Raw genomic sequence first — 18,104 nt, 5'->3', positions numbered from 1 at the left:
CTCTCGAACCTTCGCTGCGTATGGTGTACGCTTTTTCTTCTGAGTACAGCGTACCCAAATAGTGCGCCCAGTTCCGCGTCCTCGTGCAGCAGGAATCCGCAAGGTCCGGCCGCTCGCGGTGGCACTCAGCTACATGAAGGGGGAGCCCGTGACTACGGGAACGTCCGACTACTCGGTCCTCGCCGAAGGGCTGCGGAAGTCCTACGGCGACAAGCGCGCGCTGGACGGCTTCGATCTCGCCGTGCCCCGGGGCAGCGTCTACGGCCTGCTCGGTCCGAACGGCGCGGGCAAGACGACCGCCGTCCGCATCCTCAGCACCCTCATCCGGCTCGACAGCGGCCGGGCCGTCGTAGGCGGCTTCGACGTATGGCGCGAGCCCCGGCAGGTCCGCAGACGCATCGGCCTGACCGGGCAGAACGCCGCCGTCGACGAGATCATCACCGCCCGGCAGAACTTGGAGATGTTCGGCAGGCTCTTCCACCTCGGCAGCACACGCGCCCGGCAGCGGGCCGTCGAACTGCTGGAGCAGTTCAGCCTTGTCGAGGCCGCCGACAAGCAGCCGAAGGATTTCAGCGGCGGCATGCGGCGGCGCCTCGACCTGGCGGCCAGCATGATCCTCGCTCCCGAGGTGCTGTTCCTGGACGAGCCGACGACCGGCCTTGACCCGCGCGGACGCAGTGAGGTCTGGGAGGCCGTACGGGCGCTCGCAGCCGAGGGGACGACCGTCCTGCTCACCACGCACTACCTGGACGAGGCCGACAAGCTCTCCGACCGGATCGCGGTCATCGACCAGGGCCGCAACGTCACCGAGGACACCCCCGCCGGGCTCAAGCAGGCAATCGGCGGAGACCGTATCGAGGTCGTGGCAGCCGAGGCGGCCGACCTCCCGGAGGTGGTCAGGACGGTCGCACGCGTCGCCGCCGGCGGGGTCGAACCGGAGACCGACAGGGAGGAACGCAGGGTGCAGGCCCCGGTGAGCGAGCGGGTCGCGGCGCTGACCGAAGTGGCGCGCACCCTCCAGGACGCGGGAATCGCGGTGGCGGACATCGGGCTGCGGCGCCCCACGCTGGACGAGGTGTTCCTGACCCTCACCGGCCGCACGGCCGGTGAGAAGGAGAGCGAGGCGGCGAACAAGAACAAGCCGCAGGAGGGCGTGATGGCGGCATGAGCGGCACATCAGGGAACACCAGAGCGAGCGGCACCGCGAAGGCGGCCCCCACGCCGGTCATCGACCTCGACGGGCCGGAGCGCCGCCTGTACTGGGCCTTCGCCGACTGCTGGACGGTCGTCCGCCGCGACCTCACCCATCTCGTCAAGCAGCCCTCGCTGATCGCCTGGCAGCTCGGCTTCCCGATCGTCTCCGTACTGCTGTTCGTCTTCGTCTTCGGCAGCGCCATGGACGTCGGCGAGGGGGTGGACTACAAGGCGTTCGCGATGCCCGGCATGTTCGCGATGACCATGGCCTTCGGCTTCATGAACACCGCGATGGCCGTCGTCATCGACAAGGAGCGCGGCGTCACCGACCGCTTCCGCTCCATGCCCATGGCGCCCTCAGCCGTGGTGACCGGGCGCGGCGTCTCCGACGTACTGCACGCAGGGCTGGACCTCCTGGTGCTGGCCCTGATCGCACTGGTGGTCGGCTGGCGCTCGGACGGCGGGCTGCTCGCCACCCTCTACGCCTTCGTGCTGCTGCTCCTGCTGCGCTTCTCGCTGATCTGGATCGGCGTCCTGCTCGGCCTGATGACCCCGAACCAGGAGGCGGCGGGCAACCTCTTCGCCGTCGCCTTCCCCTTCGGGATGATCTCCAGCGTCTTCACCCCGCCCTCGGCGATGCCGGACTGGCTGGGCACCATCGCCATGTGGAACCCGGTTTCCTCCACGGCCAACGCGGTCCGTGACCTGTACGGCAACCCGATGCCCAGCGGGGGCAGCTGGATCGAGGAGCATGCCCTGCTGATGGCGGTGGTCTGGCCGCTGATCATCACGGCGGTCTTCCTTCCGCTGGCCGTCCGCAAGTTCCAGCACCTCAGCCGCTGACAGCTACTCGCCGACCAGCCGCAGTTCGTAGTGGACGGGCCGGTCCAGACGCAGCGCGCTGCCGAGCGGGGCCGCCACTCCCTGCAACAGCGGGTGCTTGCGGGCAAGCTTCGCCGCCGCACGCCGCGCCTCGGAGCCCTCCAGGCGGCGGGCCCGCGCCTTCATCGGGGCGCCGATCGGGGTCCCGCCGAGGTCGGCGGGGGCCAGCTCCGCCTCCGGATAGCGGCGCAGCCGCTCGGCGTGCTTCGCCTTGCGATACGTCCGCACGAAGGCGTGATCGCCTTCGACGACGATGCATGCGGAGCTGCCCACCGGCCGCCCGTCCGGCTCGTACGTGGTCAGCCGCACTCGCCCGCGGCGACTGAGGACGTGCAGCCCGGTCGTGGGAGTGGCCATGCGCCCGGGGTACCCAGCCGTGCAGTCATGGAAACGGCGCGGGGGCTGAACGGCCGCGGGCCCGGACTCGTCCGAGGAGGGACGAATCCGGGCCCGCGCTGCCGCCCTGCCTGTGCCCCTGTCCGTGCCGCCGTCCGTGCCGTGTGGAGGCGCGGAGGCGTAGAGGCGCGGGAGAGGTCAGAGCCGCTCGACCACGTAATCCACACAGGCCGTCAGCGCGTCCACGTCCGAGGGTTCGACCGCCGGGTACATGGCCACCCGCAGCTGGTTCCGCCCCAGCTTGCGGTAGGGCTCGGTGTCGACGATGCCGTTGGCGCGCAGCGTCTTGGCGATCGCGGCGGCGTCGATGTCGGCCTCGAAGTCGATCGTGCCGACGACCGCCGAGCGCTGTGCCGGGTCGGCGACGAACGGCGTCGCGTGCTTGGACTCCTCGGCCCAGCCGTAAAGCCGCCGGGCGGAGTCGGCAGTACGCCGGACCGCCCAGTCCAGCCCGCCCTGGCCGTTGATCCATTCCAGCTGCTCCGCGAGAAGGAAGACCGTCGCGAGGGCCGGGGTGTTGTACGTCTGGTTCTTGCGCGAGTTGTCGATCGCGGTCTTCAGGCTGAAGAACTCCGGGATGTGCCGGTCGGACGCGGCGAGGCGCTCGGCCCGCTCGATCGCGGCGGGTGAGAACACGGCGATCCACAGGCCGCCGTCGGCTGCGAAGGACTTCTGCGGGGCGAAGTAGTAGACGTCGGTCTCGGTGATGTCCACGGGCAGGCCGCCCGCGCCGGAGGTGGCGTCGACCAGGACCAGCGAGCCCTCGTCCGCCCCGGGCACGCGCTGCACGGGCATGGCGACACCGGTGGAGGTCTCGTTCTGCGTGAGCGCGTACGCGTCCACGCCCGCCTCCGCCCGCGCCAGCGGGTGCGTGCCCGGCTCGGACTGGATCACGCTCGGCTCGGCCAGCCACGGCGCGAGCTTGGCGGCCTTCGCGAACTTCGAGGAGAACTCGCCGAAGGACAGGTGCTGCGACCTGCTCTCGATCAGGCCGTGCGTCGCGATGTCCCAGAAGGCGGTGGAGCCGCCGTTGCCGAGGACGACCTCGTAACCCTCGGGCAGCTGGAAGAGCGACTCGACGCCTGAGATGGCGCGCCCGACCAGATCCCTGACGGGAGCCTGCCGGTGTGAGGTGCCGAGGAGTGAAGTACCGGTAGCGGCCAGGGCGCTCAGCGCCTCCGTACGCACCTTGGACGGACCCGAGCCGAATCGACCGTCGGCGGGCTTGATGTCAGCGGGAATCTGGATATCAGCCACCTGGGCAGCGTAGTGGGTAGCGCCGCACTCTACGGATCCGGTCCGTACCGCGAGATGGCCGGGCGCCCCGGAGCTCCCGGCGGGCCACGCGAACGGGTGACGGGCCGCGCCGGGCTGACGGGCTGCGCCGGCTGAGGGGCCGCGCGAGCGGTGCGGCGCCCGCGCGGCCCGCGTGCTCAGGGAATCGTCACCTCACCGCTGCCACCGTCGAACGCGATGTCCGAGCAGCTGTAGAAGGTCTCCGCGCTGTCCGAGCGCTCCCACACCATGTAGATCAGGTGGCGGCCCTCCTTGCCCTCGGGGAGGGTGCCGGACCACGTGTACTTCCCGTCTATCGAGCCCACGTCGCCCGAGAGCGGCGGGTCCGTCACCGTCTGGAACGGTTCGTCCTCCAGATCGCCCCAGCCGAGGGGCTGCGTGGGGTCGTAGCCGTCCTTGGTCACGTACAGCCGGAAGGTGCCCGGGTGCGCCGCCCACGCGTTGTAGGAGAACTCCATTTCCGCGCCGGAGGTCAGGTGGGTGTAAGGCCAGTCCTCACGGGCCTGGTTGAAGCCGGTGAAGTCGTACGGGCCGCCCGTGCCGCCGCTGCACAGCTCCCCGTCGGGGATGAACCCCTCGGTCCGGCCCGCGCCGTCCGAACGCAGCACGGCGAACCAGTTGTAGAACGGTGTGGCGCCGCCCTCGTCGAGTGCGGCCTGGCAGGCGGGGTTCGTGGGCTTCATCTCGCCCGTGTCGGACAGGCTGTGCTGCCAGCAGAGATAGGTGCGGCTGCCCGGCTCCATGGGCGCTCCGTGGGCGGAGGCGCTGCCCCCGGTGAAGAAGACCAGGCACAGGCCCGGCAGTGCGGCGAGCAGGGCCAGCAGGGTGCCTCTGCGGTACCGGTGCCTCCGAAGGCTCCGGTCGATCGGTCGTAAGGCCATTGCGCTTGTCGTCCCTTCTGTGGGGTGGAACGAGTGATGACGCTGACTGGGAGCGCTCCCATTCGGAACGTAGCGCGCCGCAGCCGGACTGTAAACACTGGTTCGCCGGACGACCGCCGGGTGGCCGGGATGCAGGCGCCGGCGTCAGCGCCAGTCCCCGTTGACCCATGCCCAGACACGAGGGTGCTGTGTGTACGAGTCGCAGTAGCCGGTGCTGAAGACCTCGGCGGTGGCGACGTCCCGCACGATGGCCGTGCCCTGGGTGATTTCGAGATCGGCGGGCCCGGGCGGTGCGGGCTCGTACCCGGAGTCCGCCTCCACCGCGCACTCCGGATCCAACGGCTGGCCGAGGTACCAGCCGCCCACGAACGTCGCATACAGAACGGCGGCGGCGCCCAGGCGGCGCGGGGTTATCCAGGACATCCGCGCAGTCTATGGACGGGCGGCGGCCCCGCGTTCACGCCGACCCCGACCGAGCGGCGGGGCCCGGTGACGGCCTCACCCCTCCCGCTCGCCGTCCTGCGGCGGGACGGCGAGCAGCTCCGCGTGGCGGGCCCACAGCTCCGGGGCCGGATCGCCCAGCACGATCGAGCCGAGGATGAGTTCGATCATCAGGCTCTCGAATTCCCCGCCCCTGCTCCGGTAGCGCTCCGGATCCGTCTCGACGGTGGCCGAGACCACCCGCCTGTCGCCCGCGGAGGCAGTGCCAGGGTCAGTGCCAGAGCCAGTGTCAGGAGCGGGGGAGGGTGCGAAGGTCACCTCGTAGATCCCGTTGCCCGTCCAGCTGCGGTGCAGGAAGGCGACGTCGCCCTCGGTGAAGACGTGCCACTTCTCGTCCATGCTGCGCGCCCGGAGGCCCTGCCGGATGCGGCTCCACTCCTCGTCCGTCCAGAGGCGGTCCGGCAGCAGGCGCAGCGGCGCGGGCGCGCGGACGGGGGTGAGACGGAGGAAAGACGCTCGGGTGAGCGGTGCGTCTGCAGACATGTTCCGATCGTACGGAGGCACCGCCCGCCGCGGCAGCGGGGGCTGTCACGGCCGGCGGTGCAACCGCGGCGTCAGGGGCGGTAGAAGCGCCCGTCCCGGAGTTCGAACGCCTCGGGTGCCGAGCAGCCGATCGAGGGCGTGACCAGCAGGCTCACCGTGATGGGTGCGGGCTCCGTGCTCGCGGTGGAGAACTGGCAGACGGCCTGACTTCCCGTCAGCGGGAACCAGAACCAGCCCTCCACCTCCCCGACGGTTACCCGGTCGCTCTCCTGCCAGGCGCCGTCCTGCTGGGTGAAGGCACGCATCCGCACCGAGGCGGCGTACGGATCGGTGTCCGAGCGCAGCGCGGTGAGCGTGATCTTGTAGTCGTCGCCCAGTACGGAGGCGGCGATCCGCTCGCGCTCCACCGTCTGTGCCCGCTGCTGCCCGGCGGGCCCGCCCGCTTCGGCGGCGCCCGCCGTGCCCAGCGTGGCGAACGCCGCCGCGCCGACCGCCAGTGCCATGGCCCGCCGCACCCGTGCCCGGCGGGACCTGTGTGCCTTCTTGCCCATCGCTTCCCCCTCGTCGCTGAGATCCATGAAAGCCACTAATCATGGTGTTCTTCGCTTTGTCCATGAAGACACGCAAGGGGTGCGAAGGGTTGCAGGCCGTCTGGTTCCGGTCGTTCAGACGCGTGCCGCAACCGGGTGCGGTGTGCCGGTGACGCCCATGAAGAGGGAGTAGAGCGAGGTGTTGGCGGCCAGGAAGAGCCGGTTGCGCCGGAGGCCGCCGAAGCGGATGTTGGCGACGGGCTCCGGGGTGCGGATGCGGCCGATGAGGGTGCCGTCGTCCGCGTAGCAGTGAACGCCGCCCTCCATCGCGGCGGCCCAGAGGCGGCCGTCGGTGTCGAAGCGGATGTTGTCGAAGTTTCCCTCGGTGCAGCTGGCGAAGACCCGGTCGTTGATGAGGGTGCCGTCGTCCGCGACGTCGAAGGCGCGGATGTGGTTGGCGCGGCTGTCGGAGACGTAGAGCTGCCGCTCGTCCGGTGAGAAGACCAGCCCGTTCGGCCCGGCGAAGCCGGAGGCGGCGAGGCGTACGTCGCCGCTCTCGGGGTCCAGGCGGTAGACCTGGGTGGCGCCGATCTCGGAGGGGCCGCGGTGGCCCTCGTAGTCGCTGGTGATGCCGAAGTCCGGGTCGGAGAACCAGACGGAGCCGTCCGACTTGACCGCCGCGTCGTTCGGGCTGTTGAAGCGCTTGCCCTCGAAGCGGTCGGCGAGCACCGTGATGCCGCCGTCGTGTTCGGTGCGGGTGACGCGCCGGTTGCCCTGCTCGCAGGTGATCAACCGGCCTTCGCGGTCAAGGGTGTTGCCGTTGGGGAAACCGGCCGGGCTGCGGAACTCGCCGACGGCGCCCGTCGTTTCGTCCCAGCGCAGCAAGCGGTCGTTGGGGATGTCGCTCCAGAGCAGGTAGCGGCCGGCGGGCACGTAGAGCGGGCCCTCCACCCAGCGGCCGCCGCCGTGGAGCTTTTCCAGTCGGCTGTCGCCGATCGTGCAGGGGCGGAACCGCTTGTCGATCACGTCGTACAGCTCGGTGCTGAGGTCGGACATGGGCTTCTTCCTCCGAAAGGCAGTAGACGGTCAGATGAGGCAGACGGGTGAGGTGAGTATCGTTCGGCTTCATTGACTGAAGACAAGATACCGTACGGAGTTATTCGATAAGGAAGGAATGGTGTCCACTCATGGTGCGCGATGTGGATGACATTGACACCCAGCTGATCGTCCTCCTCCAGCAGGACGCCACCCAGTCGTACGCGACGCTCGGCGCGGCCGTGGGGCTGTCGGCGGCGGCGGCGCACGAGCGCGTGCGCAAACTGCGGGCCCGCGGGGTCGTGCGCAGTACGAGGGTCGAGGTCGATCCGGCAGCCGTGGGGCGCGGCGTGCTCGCCTATGTGATGGTCGACGCGTCCGCCTGGATGGGCAGCGCGGGAACGGCGGAGGCGCTGGCCGAACTGCCGGAGATCGAGGAGGCGCACATCGTGGCGGGCAGCGCGTCGGTGCTGGTCAAGGTGCGGACGGGGACGACCGAGGCGCTCCAGGAGGTGCTGGGCCGCCTCTTCGGGATCGAGGGGGTGACGGGCACGCAGACGATCGTCGTCCTCGAGACCCTCTTCGAGCGCCCCCTCAGTCCGGCCAGCCCGGAGCCACCGGCGCCGTAACGACCTCCCCGCGACAGGGCGCGGGGGAGATCGTCACACCGAGCGGCCCTGTGAGTCCGGAGAGTACCGAGGCGCATGGGAAGGGTGAGGCGTCTCGGCTGCGGGGCTTTCAGCGTGCACGCTGGGGGCATGGCAGCAGCAGACATGAGCGACATCGAGCAGGCACTCCGCAAGTCCGTACGCGGCGAAGTGGAGTTCGACACGGGCAGCAGAGCACTGATGACGATGGACGCCTCCAACTACCGGCGCGTGCCCGTCGGAGTCGTCGCGCCGAGGGACGCCGACGACGTGGCGGCGGTCCTCGCCGCGTGCCGGGAGCGCGGCGTGCCCGTGGTGGCACGGGGCGCCGGTACGTCGATCGCCGGGCAGGCGACCGGCACCGGCATCGTCCTCGACTTCACCCGGCATATGAACCGCATCGAGAGGATCGACCCAGAGGCCCGTACCGCCCTCGTCCAGCCCGGCGTCATCCTGGACGACCTGCGGTCCGCCGCCGCACCGCACGGACTCACCTTCGGACCCGACCCGTCCACCCACGGCAGGTGCACGCTCGGCGGGATGATCGGCAACAACTCCTGCGGCTCCCACTCGGTGGCCTGGGGCACCACCGCCGACAACGTACGCGAACTGGACGTCCTCACCTACGGCGGAGCCCGCGCCGCGCTGGCTCCCGGCGGCGAGGGCGTCCCCGCCGAGCTGCGCGAGGGCGGGCGCAGGCTCGTCCAGCGCGAACTCTCCAGGCTGCGCACCGGATTCCCCGAACTGCCGCGCCGGATCTCCGGGTACGCGCTCGACGCCCTGCTCCCCGAGAACGGCGAGGACTGGGCCCGCGCCTTCACCGGCAGCGAAGGGACCCTGGGCGTACTGACCCAGGCCACCGTCCGGCTGCTGGAGACACCCGGTGCCCGCGCGCTCGCCGTGCTCGGCTATCCGGACGAGAGCGCCGCCGCCGAAGCCGCCGCCGCACTGCTGCCGTACGGACCGCTGACCGTCGAGGGCATGGCGCACGACCTGGTCGGCGAAGCCGCACGGGCCACCCTGCCCCGGGGCGCCGCCTGGCTGTTCGCCGAGGTCGGCGGCGCTGAGCCGGCCGAGGCGCTGTCCCGCGCCCAGGAGCTGTGCCGGGCGGCGGCCGAGGGCACAACCGACCACGCGGTAGTCACCGACCCCGCCGCGCAACGCGCACTGTGGCGCGTACGGGAGGACGCCTCCGGCACGGCCACCCGCATGCCCGACGGCAGCGAGGCATGGCCCGGCTGGGAGGACTGCGCCGTACCGCCACAGCGACTCGGCGCCTATCTGCGGGACTTCCGCGAACTGCTGGGCGAACACGGCCTGCGCGGACTGCCGTACGGACACTTCGGGGACGGCTGCATCCATGTGCGGATCGACTTCGACCTGCTCAGCGACCAAGGCATCCGGCGCTTCCGGGACTTCAGCCACCAACTCGCGGATGTGGTGGTCGCCCACGGCGGTTCGCTCTCCGGCGAACACGGCGACGGGCAGGCGCGCGCCGAACTGCTCCCGAAGATGTACGGGCCCGAAATGGTCGGTCTCTTCGGCGACTTCAAGGATCTGTGGGACCCGGCGGCCGGGCTGAACCCGGACATGCTGGTGCGCCCCGCCCGGATGGACGAGAACCTGCGCTTCGCGCCGCTGCCGCGCAAGCCGGTGGACGTGGAGTTCGGCTACCCGCACGACGGCGGCGACTTCTCGGCGGCGGTGCGGCGCTGCGTGGGCGTCGCCAAATGCCGCGAGACCTCGTCGGGCGCCAACGTCATGTGCCCCTCCTTCCGTGCCACCGGCGAGGAGAAGCACTCCACGCGCGGCCGGGCGCGGCTGCTGCACGAGATGCTCGCCGGCGAAGTCGTCACGGACGGCTGGCAGTCGGAGGAGGTGCGGGATGCCCTCGACCTGTGCCTGTCCTGCAAGGGCTGCCGCAGCGACTGCCCGGTGGGGGTGGACATGGCCACCTACAAGGCGGAGTTCCTGCACCACCACTACGAGGGGCGGCGTCGCCCCATGGCGCACTACTCGATGGGACGGCTGCCGCAGTGGCTCCGCATCATCGCCGCCACGCGCAGCGCCCCGCTGCTCAACGCCGGTGCCCGGATCGGGCCGTTGGCGGACATCGGCAAGCGGCTTGGCGGGCTGGCGCGGGAGCGGGACATCCCGGCCCTGCCGAACGGCTCCTTCAGCCGGTGGTGGCGCGCCGAGGCCCTGCGCGACCGCACCGCCCGTGCGGCCGAGGAGGGGCAGTCGCCGGACGGGCGGTCCCCGGACGGGCGTGCGTCTGACGCGCACTCGCCGGGCGGCCGGCGGATCGTGCTGTGGCCCGACACCTTCACCAACTACCTCTCCCCGGAGGCCGGTACGGCGGCCGTGCACGTGCTGCGGGACGCCGGGCTGCGCATCGCCGTACCGCCGAAGCAGGTGTGCTGCGGGCTGACCTACGTCTCCACCGGCCAGCTGGACCAGGCGCGGAAGGTGCTGCGCAAGACCCTGGACCGGATCGAGCCCGCGCTGGACGCCGGGCTCCCCGTCACCGTGCTGGAACCGCCGTGCGCCGCCGCACTCAAGACCGACCTGCCGGAGCTGCTGGGCGAGGAGGACCCCCGCGCCGCACGGCTCGCCGCCTCCGTACGCACCTTCGCGGAGACGCTGGAGGAGTACGCGCCGCACTGGACACCGCCCCGCGTCGACCGCCCGGTGGCCGGGCAGAACCACTGCCATCAGCATGCGGTCCTGGGCGACGCGGCAGACCGCAGGCTGCGCGAACGGGCCGGAATGACCGGTGAACTGAGCAGCGGCTGCTGCGGCCTCGCGGGCAACTTCGGCTTTGAGCAGGGCCATTACGAGGTCTCGGCCGCCTGCGCGGACGACCAGCTGCTGCCGGCCGTACGCGACGCGCTCGCCGCCGACCCGGAGACGGAACTCCTGGCCGACGGCTACTCCTGCCGCACCCAGCTCGAACAACTCGGCGGGCAGCGCAGCCGGCACCTCGCGGAGGTCCTCGCGGACCGCCTGGGCGACCAGGACCAGCGGGGCTGACTGCTGCCGGCCCGCCGCCCCCGCCGCGCGCGGGGGGGGCGGCGGGCCGGGGGCCCTGGCCGGGGTCAGACGGGGAGGGCGTCGACGGTGGGGACGACCGTGCCGAACAGGTCGGTGATGCCCGTCAGGGCGGCGGTCTGGAGGGTGGCGGCGGGCAGAACGGAGCCGTCCGGACAGGTGAGGGCGCGCGTGGCGGTGGCCTCGGCGACGACGCTGGGGCGGTAGCCGAGGTTGAAGGCGCCCTGGGAGGTGTAGTTGACACACATATGGGTCATGAACCCGGCCAGGATCAGGTCCTTGCCGCTGCCGGGGGCGGCGCCCAGACCGGTCAGCGTCTTCTCCAGCTCGGTCGCGTGGAAGGAGTTGGGGAACTGCTTGACCACGACCGTCTCGCCCTCCGCCGGGGCGACCTCGTCGCTGAGGGCGCCGATGTGGGCGCGGATGTCGTAAGGGGTGTTCTCGCCGCCGTCGTTGATGACGTGGATGACCGGGGTGCCCGCGGCGCGGGCCCGCTCCAAGAGGCGTGCGGCCGCTGCCACGGCCTCTTCGGCGCCCTCCAGGGCCATCACGCCGGTGCGGTAGGTGTTCTGGACGTCGATCAGGATCAGGATGGAGTCGTTCAGCCTGGGCGGCCGGCTGTCCAGACCGATGACGTCACGCAGCGTGGTGGAGGGCTGGTTCGTGCTCATGGTGTGCCTTTCATGGGGAGACCGAGCATGACGGAGCTGCCCGCCGTGCCCGCGTACGGGGGAACGCTGGGGTGGAGAGGCTCAGCTGTCGGGAGAAGCTCAGGCGGCCTGCGTGCGGAAACGGCGTCGGTAGGCGGCGGGGGTGGTGGCGAGCTGGCGCTTGAGCGCCCGGTGCAGGGTCTCCGCCGAGCCGAGCCCGGCCACGTCCGCGACCTGGTCGAGCGGGCAGTCGGTCGTCTCCAGCAGGCGCCGGGCCACCTCGACCCGGGCGGCTTCGACATAGGCGGCAGGACTGGTACCGGTCTCCTGCTTGAAGACGCGGGCGAAATGCCGCTCGCTCAGGCACATCCGGGCCGCCAGCACTTCCGCGGACAGGTCCTGATCGAGATGGTCCGCGATCCAGAGCCGCAGCTCGTCGATGTCCCGGCGGGCTGATGCGGGTCTGCTGAGCGGCACGGAGAACTGGCTCTGACCGCCCTGCCGCTTCAGATACATCACCAGCTGCCGGGCCACGGCAAGCGCGGCCTCCTCGCCCAGATCCTCGGCCACCAGGGCGAGCGCGAGGTCCAGGCAGGCGCTGATCCCGGCGCCCGTCCACAGCCGGCCGCGGTCGGTGCGGACGAAGATCGGATCGGGGTCGACCGTGACAGCCGGATGTTCCGCGGTGAGCTGGGCGGCGGTCGACCAGTGCGTGGTCGCCGTCTTTCCGTCGAGCAGCCCGGCCGCCGCCAGTACGTGCGCACCGACGCACACCGAGGCCACCCGGCCGGCCTGCGCGGCGGTCTCCTTCACCCAGGCCACGACACCGGCGTCGAGCCGGGCCACGGGCCCCTCGGCGGTCCAGTCGACCGCGCCGGGCACCAGCAGGGTGTCCACCGGCCCGCTGACCTCGTCGAAGGACAGATCGGCCAGCAGCCGCACACCCGCCGACGTCCGCACCTCGCCGGCGGACGGCCCGGCGAGATGGACCTCATAGCGGGCGCGGCCCGAGGTCTCCCGGTTGGCCAGCGAGAAGACCTCGGCCGGGCCGGTGACGTCGAGGAGGTCGACATCGGGGAAGACCGCGATGACGACACGGTGCGAACGGGGCATGAGGCAATTCTCGCCACCGCCACCCCATGACCGCAATGACGGCTAACTGTCACATCCGGACACGTGGTGAAAGCCGCGCGGTGCCGGTGCCGGTGCCGCGCACACCGTTCCTCCCGCGCACACGGACCTGCCGGGCCGTGGGCCCACAGTGGCTGTGACGGGGGCGTGACACGGCCAAGGCGGTAACAGCACACCGGATTGCGAGTGTCGGAGGTGTCACGCCGGGCTGCGAGTGCCGAAGACGCCCCGGCAGGGAACCTCCGACGGCCCAGGGAGACTCGTAATGGCCCGATCCACCAGCTCCAGCCGCCGCCGCATGGCCGGAGCGGTCACGGCGGCCCTACTGTCCCTGGGCCTGCTGACCGCGTGCGGGTCCGGCTCCTCGGACACCGACTCCTCGAGCAGCAGTTCGTCCCAGAAGAGTCACTCGGGCGCCGGCTCCTCCGACGCCGGGGCGAAGAGCGGTTCGAAGCTGAGGTCCAAGGCCGAGGGGGGCCTCCAGCCGGGCGACTCGCTCACCGCCCACAACTTCGCACTGAACATCGAGGGCGCGCGCGTCGAGTACCTCAAGGAGGTCTCGGGCCTGAACCAGGAGCAGTCCACGCAGCAGCAGCACCAGCAGCAGGGGACGCCCGGTCGCAAGCTCATCCCGGGCCAGCAGAGCGGCGGGACGGTGACCGTCGTCCGTGGCACCACCCATTCCGCGCAGTTCACCGGGCTGGTCAATGGAAGGATCCAGCCCGCGACCGCCTCCATCGTGCTGCTCGACTACCAGGACTCGGCGGTCAAGCAGTACACCATGCAGAACCCCACGGTCATCAAGGTCGATACCTCGGCCGGCGCTGACCGCGCCGAGACCGTCACGATCCGGTTCACGAGCCTGACCATCAGCTGAGGCCGGGGGAACCTTTCCGCCCCGCCCCGCCCCGCCCTGCCCCGTCCCGCCGGGGGCTGTGACGGGGCGGGCCGCGTCATGCGAGGAAACGCGGCGGCGCGGGGCCTCGAGAGGGCGATGCCGGGCAGACTGCTCGGATGATCGTCGGAGTCGTGGGGGAGGGGGACTTCCCCACGACTCCTCGGGGCCGGTCCCGCGCTCCACGCGGTCCGCAGGCTCCCGGAAAAAATCATGCAGGCGTGCTTGATTGTTTCTGTGGGTGCTGCCACGCTCTACGCCGGAACGGCTGACGTGGTCCGGAACGGCTGACCGAGTGGCGGGAGTTCGACGTGTCCGGTGCGGACGAGGTGCTGGAGGATCTGCGGGCCGAGAGCGGGAGTCTGGACCCGCTCCTGGCCGAGCTGCCCGAGGAGGGGTGGCGGCAGGCCACACCCGCTCCGGGATGGACGATCGCGCACCAGATCGCCCATCTGGCCTGGACGGACGCGCGGGCCCTGCTCGCTGTGCGGGACGAGGCCGCGTTCTGGCAGGAGGCGGAGGCCGCGCTCGCCTCACCCGGCACGTTCGTGGACGAGGGCGCGGAGCAGGGCGCCGCGCAGCCGGTGGCCGCTCTGCTGGCCGAGTGGCGGGCGGGCCGGGCAGAGCTGCTGGCGGAGCTGGCCCGGGTCCCCCGTGGCCGTCGGCTGCCGTGGTACGGGCCGCCCATGAGCGCCGCGGGGATGGCCACCGCCCGGCTGATGGAGACCTGGGCACACGGTGAGGACATCGCCGACGCGCTGGGCGTCCGCCGGGAGCCGACGGCACGGTTGCGGCACGTGGCGTGGATCGGCGTGCGGACGCGCGACTTCGCCTATGCCGCCCGTGGGCTGGAGCCGCCCGTTGCCTCCTTCCGGGTGGAACTGCGGGCACCGGACGGCGCATTGTGGGCACACGGTCCAGAGGACGCGGAGCAGCGCGTGACGGGACCGGCGCTGGACTTCTGCAGGCTGGTCACTCAGCGGATGCACCGCAGCGACACCGCCCTGCGGGCGGAGGGCGCCGACGCCGAGCACTGGCTCGGCATCGCCCAGGCCTTCGCGGGCCCGCCCGGTGCGGGGCGGGCCCCGCGCGACGCGAGCGTCACGGGCGCGGCCTCGTGAGCGTGGGTTCTGGCGCGGCCTCCGCCGTGTTGCGCGTCGGGAATGCCTCCGGCTTCTATGGCGACCGCTTCGATGCCGTGCGCGAGATGCTCTGCGGCGGCGAACTCGACGTCCTCACCGGCGATTACCTCGCCGAGCTGACCATGCTGATCCTCGGCCGCGACCGGATGAAGGACCCCGGACGTGGCTATGCGAAGACCTTCCTGCGGCAGCTGGAGGACGGCCTCGGCCTCGCCCACGACCGTGGCGTGAAACTGGTGACCAACGCGGGCGGCCTCAACCCGGCCGGACTCGCGGATGCGGTAAGGGAGTTGGCGGATCGGGTCGGCGTTCCGGCTCGGGTGGCGCATGTGGAGGGGGACGACCTGCTCGCGGGCGGCCCCGGGCTGGGCCGTTGGGGCGAGGGCGTGCTCACCGCGAACGCGTATCTCGGCGGCGCCGGGATCGCCGAGTGCCTGCGGGCGGGCGCCGATGTGGTGGTGACCGGCCGGGTGACGGATGCCGCGCTGGTGACCGGTGCCGCCGCCGCCCACTTCGGCTGGGACAGGGGAGGTTCCCAGAATCTGGACGCGCTTGCCGGAGCCGTCGTCGCCGGGCATGTGCTGGAGTGCGGCACCCAGGCCACCGGCGGGAACTACGCCTTCTTCGCCCAGGAAGGTCTGGACGTACGCCGCCCCGGCTTCCCGCTCGCCGAGATCCACTCCGACGGCACCTCGGTGATCACCAAGCATCCGGGCACCGGCGGTGCCGTGACCGTCGGCACGGTGACGGCCCAGCTGCTGTACGAGACGGGTGGCGCCCGCTACGCCGGACCGGATGTCACCGCCCGGCTGGACTCCGTGCGCCTGTCGCCCGACGGCCCGGACCGGGTGCGGATCACCGGCGCCGACGGCGGGAGCGTACGAGGCGAGGCGCCGCCGCCCACCCTGAAGGCCGGCCTCACCCGGCTGGGCGGCTACCGCAACGAGGTCGTGTTCGTGCTGACCGGCCTCGACATCGAGGCGAAGGCGGAGCTGGTGCGGCAGCAGATGGAGGAACAGCTCGCCGCCGCCCGCCCCGCCGGCGGCGCTCCGGCCGAGGTGCGCTGGACGCTGGCCCGTACGGACCGTGCCGACGCGCCCGTCCAGGAGGAGGCCAGTGCGCTGCTGCGGCTGGTGGTGCGGGACGGGGACGCCGAGACGGTCGGGCGCGCGGTGAGCGCGGCGGCGGTCGAGCTGGCGCTCGGCAGCTACCCCGGCTTCCATGTCACCGCCCCGCCCGGCAAGGGCGCGCCGTACGGGGTGTTCGAGGCGGCGTACGTGGACGCGGCCGAGGTGGCGCACACCGCTGTGCTTCCGGACGGGCGGCGGCTCCCGGTTGCCCGGCCATCCGGGACCCGGACCGTCGTCCCGCTCGCCGACCCGCCGCTGCCCCCGCCCCTCGGACAGGCCCTCGCACCGTACGGTCCCACCCGCCGGGTGCCGTTGGGCACGGTGGCCGGGGCCCGCAGCGGAGACAAGGGCGGCAGCGCCAACATCGGCGTCTGGGTGCGCGACGAGCGGGCCTGGCGCTGGCTGGCGCACACACTCACCACCACCCGGCTGCGTGAACTGCTCCCCGAGACCGTGGGGTTGGAGGTCACCCGGCATCTTCTGCCGCAGCTGCGGGCCGTCAACTTCGTGGTCGAGGGAATCCTGGGCGACGGAGCCGCCTCCCAGGCCCGCTTCGACCCCCAGGCCAAGGCACTGGGCGAGTGGTTGAGGTCCCGTCAGGTCGAGATCCCGGAGGAGTTGCTGTGACCGTGTTGCGTTCCGTGCTGGACACGACGGGTCAGGAATACGCGGACAACCGTGCCGCGATGGCCGGGAAACTCGCCGGGCTGGAGGCGGAGCAGGCGAAGGCGACGGCCGGGGGCGGCGAGAAGTACGTCGCCCGGCACCGAGAGCGCGGCAAGCTGCTCGCCCGTGAGCGGATCGAGCTGCTGCTCGACCCCGACACGCCGTTCCTCGAACTCTCCCCGCTGGCCGCCTGGGGCAGCGACTACACCGTGGGCGCCTCGCTGGTCGCCGGGATCGGCGTGGTGTCGGGCGTGGAGTGCCTGATCACCGCCAACGACCCGACCGTACGCGGCGGAGCGAGCAATCCCTGGACGCTCAAGAAGGCGCTGCGGGCGAACGAGATCGCGCGGGCCAACCGGCTGCCCTGCATCAGCCTGGTGGAGTCCGGCGGCGCCGATCTGCCCAGCCAGAAGGAGATCTTCATCCCCGGCGGCGCACTCTTCAAGGACATCACCCGCCTGTCCGAGGCCGGAATCCCCACCGTGGCCGTCGTGTTCGGCAACTCGACGGCGGGCGGCGCCTACATTCCCGGCATGTCCGACCACGTGATCATGGTCAAGGAGCGGGCGAAGGTGTTCCTCGGCGGGCCGCCGCTGGTGAAGATGGCGACCGGTGAGGAGGCCGGGGACGAGGAGCTGGGAGGCGCCGGGATGCACGCCCGTACCTCCGGGCTGGCCGACTACTTCGCCGTCGACGAGCCGGACGCGCTGCGCCGCGCCCGCCGCGTCGTCGCCCGGCTCAACTGGCGCAAGGCGCAGCCCGATCCGCTGCCCGCCGCGCCCCCGCGCCATGACGAGGACGAACTGCTCGGCATCGTGCCGGGTGATCTGAAGGTGCCCTTCGACCCGCGCGAGGTGATCGCCCGGATCGTCGACGACTCGGACTTCGACGAGTTCAAACCGCTCTACGGGGCAAGCCTGGCCACCGGCTGGGCGAGCCTGCACGGCTATCCGGTCGGCATCCTCGCCAACGCCCAGGGCGTGCTGTTCAGCGAGGAGTCGCAGAAGGCCACCCAGTTCATCCAGCTCGCCAACCAGCGCGACATCCCGCTCCTCTTCCTCCACAACACGACCGGCTACATGGTCGGCAAGGAGTACGAGCAGGGCGGCATCATCAAACACGGCGCCATGATGATCAACGCGGTGTCGAACTCGAAGGTGCCGCACCTGTCCGTGCTGATGGGCGCCAGCTACGGCGCCGGGCACTACGGCATGTGCGGGCGGGCCTACGATCCGCGCTTCCTCTTCTCCTGGCCCAGCGCGAAGTCGGCGGTCATGGGGCCGCAGCAGCTCGCCGGGGTGCTGTCCATCGTGATGCGCGAATCGGCGGCGGCCAAGGGGCAGCCCTACGACGAGGACAACGACGCGGCGCTGCGCGCGATGGTCGAGGAGCAGATCGAGTCGGAGTCGCTGCCGATGTTCCTCTCCGGGCGGCTCTACGACGACGGTGTGATCGATCCGCGTGACACCCGCACCGTGCTGGGGCTGTGCCTGTCCGCCGTCCACACCGCTCCCGTCGAGGGGGCACGCGGTGGCTTCGGCGTCTTCCGGATGTGAGGGCGCCGGACGTGAGTGCGCCGGAGGTGAGAGCGGAG

General features: G+C 71.5%; 16 protein-coding genes and 1 pseudogene. 8 read left to right on the top strand and 9 right to left on the bottom strand.

What is annotated here, in order from left to right; translation table 11 throughout:
• Positions 1–148 precede the first annotated feature (148 nt).
• Together LHJ74_RS22810 and LHJ74_RS22805 are read left to right on the top strand one after the other, a co-directional pair.
• Positions 149–1,168 (top strand): ATP-binding cassette domain-containing protein, encoded by a 1,020-nt coding sequence (locus tag LHJ74_RS22810; protein ID WP_260220025.1) that lies wholly within the window; start codon positions 149–151, stop codon positions 1,166–1,168.
• Positions 1,165–2,037 (top strand): ABC transporter permease, encoded by an 873-nt coding sequence (locus LHJ74_RS22805; protein ID WP_260220024.1) that lies wholly within the window; start codon positions 1,165–1,167, stop codon positions 2,035–2,037. The genes LHJ74_RS22810 and LHJ74_RS22805 overlap by 4 nt, the downstream gene beginning before the upstream one ends.
• Positions 2,038–2,040: 3 nt before the next feature.
• On the opposite strand, the gene LHJ74_RS22800 is transcribed toward LHJ74_RS22805, so the two are convergent.
• The 7 genes and pseudogenes from LHJ74_RS22800 to LHJ74_RS22770 all read right to left on the bottom strand — a co-directional run bounded on the left by LHJ74_RS22800 (position 2,041) and on the right by LHJ74_RS22770 (position 7,219).
• Positions 2,041–2,433, bottom strand: a complete 393-nt coding sequence (locus LHJ74_RS22800) for a PNPOx family protein (RefSeq protein WP_260220023.1) — start codon at positions 2,431–2,433, stop codon at positions 2,041–2,043.
• Between the two features lie 177 nt (positions 2,434–2,610).
• Entirely contained in the window at positions 2,611–3,729 is a 1,119-nt protein-coding gene (gene serC / locus LHJ74_RS22795; RefSeq protein ID WP_260220022.1) for a phosphoserine transaminase, read from the bottom strand.
• A 185-nt stretch (positions 3,730–3,914) separates the two neighbouring features.
• Positions 3,915–4,649 (bottom strand): annotated as a pseudogene (locus tag LHJ74_RS22790) (lytic polysaccharide monooxygenase auxiliary activity family 9 protein); the annotation flags it as partial.
• A gap of 144 nt (positions 4,650–4,793) precedes the next feature.
• Entirely contained in the window at positions 4,794–5,072 is a 279-nt protein-coding gene (locus LHJ74_RS22785; protein ID WP_260220021.1) for a hypothetical protein, read from the bottom strand.
• 75 nt (positions 5,073–5,147) lie between these two features.
• Positions 5,148–5,633: a hypothetical protein gene (locus LHJ74_RS22780; protein ID WP_260220020.1), complete on the bottom strand. Its 486-nt coding sequence runs from the start codon at positions 5,631–5,633 to the stop codon at positions 5,148–5,150.
• Positions 5,634–5,704: 71 nt separating this feature from the next.
• Positions 5,705–6,136, bottom strand: a complete 432-nt coding sequence (locus tag LHJ74_RS22775) for a hypothetical protein (protein WP_375546819.1) — start codon at positions 6,134–6,136, stop codon at positions 5,705–5,707.
• A 162-nt stretch (positions 6,137–6,298) separates the two neighbouring features.
• Positions 6,299–7,219 carry an SMP-30/gluconolactonase/LRE family protein gene (locus LHJ74_RS22770; RefSeq protein ID WP_260220018.1) on the bottom strand — a complete coding sequence of 307 codons (921 nt, stop codon included), beginning with the start codon at positions 7,217–7,219 and terminating at the stop codon, positions 6,299–6,301.
• Between the two features lie 143 nt (positions 7,220–7,362).
• Between LHJ74_RS22770 and LHJ74_RS22765 the strand changes: the two genes are divergently transcribed.
• Together LHJ74_RS22765 and LHJ74_RS22760 are read left to right on the top strand one after the other, a co-directional pair.
• Complete coding sequence (locus LHJ74_RS22765) at positions 7,363–7,827, top strand: Lrp/AsnC family transcriptional regulator (RefSeq protein WP_260220017.1); 465 nt, start codon at positions 7,363–7,365, stop codon at positions 7,825–7,827.
• 129 nt (positions 7,828–7,956) lie between these two features.
• Positions 7,957–10,878: an FAD-binding and (Fe-S)-binding domain-containing protein gene (locus LHJ74_RS22760; protein WP_260220016.1), complete on the top strand. Its 2,922-nt coding sequence runs from the start codon at positions 7,957–7,959 to the stop codon at positions 10,876–10,878.
• Positions 10,879–10,943: 65 nt separating this feature from the next.
• Here the strand turns inward: LHJ74_RS22760 and LHJ74_RS22755 are convergent, their stop codons facing one another.
• On the bottom strand, positions 10,944–11,567 hold the full coding sequence (locus LHJ74_RS22755; protein WP_260220015.1) for an isochorismatase family protein: 624 nt from the start codon (positions 11,565–11,567) through the stop codon (positions 10,944–10,946).
• A 99-nt stretch (positions 11,568–11,666) separates the two neighbouring features.
• Entirely contained in the window at positions 11,667–12,659 is a 993-nt protein-coding gene (locus LHJ74_RS22750) for a GlxA family transcriptional regulator (protein ID WP_260220014.1), read from the bottom strand.
• A 283-nt stretch (positions 12,660–12,942) separates the two neighbouring features.
• Here LHJ74_RS22750 and LHJ74_RS22745 point away from each other — a divergent pair, with 283 nt between their 5' ends.
• The 4 genes from LHJ74_RS22745 (at position 12,943) to LHJ74_RS22730 (ending at position 18,066) form a co-directional block, all read left to right on the top strand.
• Positions 12,943–13,554 carry a phage tail protein gene (locus LHJ74_RS22745; protein ID WP_260220013.1) on the top strand — a complete coding sequence of 204 codons (612 nt, stop codon included), beginning with the start codon at positions 12,943–12,945 and terminating at the stop codon, positions 13,552–13,554.
• A 329-nt stretch (positions 13,555–13,883) separates the two neighbouring features.
• Positions 13,884–14,693 carry a TIGR03084 family metal-binding protein gene (locus LHJ74_RS22740; protein WP_260220012.1) on the top strand — a complete coding sequence of 270 codons (810 nt, stop codon included), beginning with the start codon at positions 13,884–13,886 and terminating at the stop codon, positions 14,691–14,693.
• Positions 14,690–16,471 carry an acyclic terpene utilization AtuA family protein gene (locus tag LHJ74_RS22735; RefSeq protein WP_260220011.1) on the top strand — a complete coding sequence of 594 codons (1,782 nt, stop codon included), beginning with the start codon at positions 14,690–14,692 and terminating at the stop codon, positions 16,469–16,471. The genes LHJ74_RS22740 and LHJ74_RS22735 overlap by 4 nt, the downstream gene beginning before the upstream one ends.
• Positions 16,468–18,066 carry an acyl-CoA carboxylase subunit beta gene (locus LHJ74_RS22730; protein ID WP_260220010.1) on the top strand — a complete coding sequence of 533 codons (1,599 nt, stop codon included), beginning with the start codon at positions 16,468–16,470 and terminating at the stop codon, positions 18,064–18,066. Before LHJ74_RS22735 ends, LHJ74_RS22730 begins: the two co-directional genes overlap by 4 nt.
• Positions 18,067–18,104: the final 38 nt, after the last annotated feature.

This window comes from Streptomyces gossypii, assembly GCF_025165795.1.
Classification (GTDB): domain Bacteria; phylum Actinomycetota; class Actinomycetes; order Streptomycetales; family Streptomycetaceae; genus Streptomyces; species Streptomyces gossypii.
This window is presented reverse-complemented; position numbering and strand designations above follow the sequence as displayed.